General features: G+C 61.5%; 1 protein-coding gene. It reads right to left on the reverse strand.

Annotated features, from left to right (window positions below):
• Nucleotides 1–1482 (reverse strand): sensor histidine kinase (locus D0N36_RS19860; protein WP_317191507.1); only part of this gene is annotated, 1482 nt, incomplete at both ends.

Consider the following 1482-nt stretch of genomic DNA (forward strand, 5'->3'; position numbering starts at 1 on the left):
CGTTGAAGCTTTTGTTTTTGGCGCGCAGGCCGTGGTAGGCGAGGCGCAGGTATTCGTCGGCGAGCTGGTTGAGGTCGGTGGGCATTCGCTCGCCGGTGCTGGCGCGGCTGTGTTCGAGCATGCCGCGCACGATGCTGGCCGCCCGATGTCCGTGGTGCGTAATCTTGGTCAGGTTCTGCTCCAAGTCGGTTAGCAGCTCGCTTTCCAATTCGGCATCCAGTGTTGTTCGCTTCTGCTGCTCTTCGCGCAACTCGCTCAACAACTCGGTGCTCACGTCGGCGAAGTTGGTGACGAAGTTGAGCGGGTTCTGGATTTCGTGGGCGATGCCCGCCGTGAGCTCGCCCAGGCTGGCCATCTTTTCCTTTTGAATTAGTTGGGCCTGGGTGGCGCGCAGGTCGGCAAGGGAGCGTTGCAATTCGCTGGTGCGCTGCATCACTTGCTGCTCCAGCGTTTCGTTCTGGGCGGCCAGCAGAGCCTGCCTGTCCTGCTCCTGGGCCAGGGTTTGAGCCGAGAGCTTTTCCACTTCGGTCAGCTTGACTTGCAGCAGCTGGCTGTCGAGGGCAAACTCGCGGGCCAGGTAGAGCGAGATGCCCAGCGCCGGGGACAGGTATATCATCAAGAGGATAACCACACCAAATTGCTCCGGCAGCTGCTCTATTGGATTCGGGACTTTCAGCAGCGCACTGACCGCAACGATGCCAAGTATGATAACTAGAATCAGGAGAATAACCGCAAATCCGGCCCCAACCATCCAGGCCCCGCGTTGGCGCTGGCGCAGGGCGCGGCCGGTCAGGCGCAGCAGTTCGACAAAGGTCAGGATGAATATGGGCAATGAGACATAGCCAAGGTATTCCGAGCCGGCTAGCCGAAGGGCCACCATGACCCAAAATCCCGCCCACAACCCTTTGTACACCCAGCCGGGCCGGAACCGAAACAAGGCGTACAGCGCCCGCACGGCCCACAGGTAAGCCCCTACATTCAAGAAGAACTTGGCTAACATCAGCAGCACCAGCACTTCCAGGGGAGGGAACGTGAGCGACCATACAATAAGCACCAGCAGACAATTCATCGCCAATGCCAGGGCGAAGAAGGCAAAATAAAGGTTGGCTCGCTGAGCCGGGTAGTAGCGAAAAAAAGCCAGGTGCAGCAGGGTGAGCAAGCTGAATATGCCGGTTACCACGCTGTTCACCATGGCGGTGAGCACCTCCCTGTCCGCCAGTTTTTGCACTTGCGCCTGGCTGCGCAGGTACACTTCCAGCAGCTGCTTTTCGGTGCCCAGCCGCCGCAGCGGCGACTGCCAGGGCGCGAAGCGGATGGCCAGCACCTGCTCGGCGGGGCCGCCGGCGGGCACGACGACCGGCGGGAGCTTATGGGGGTCGGGCACCTGGGCGGGGATGGCCTGCAGGATGCCCGCGCGCTGCACCAGCTGCCCGTTGAGGTAGATTTCCCAGGCCCCGTACCCGTCGGCCTGCAGCAGCACCG

The sequence above is a fragment of the Hymenobacter lapidiphilus genome, assembly GCF_003417065.2.
Classification (GTDB): domain Bacteria; phylum Bacteroidota; class Bacteroidia; order Cytophagales; family Hymenobacteraceae; genus Hymenobacter.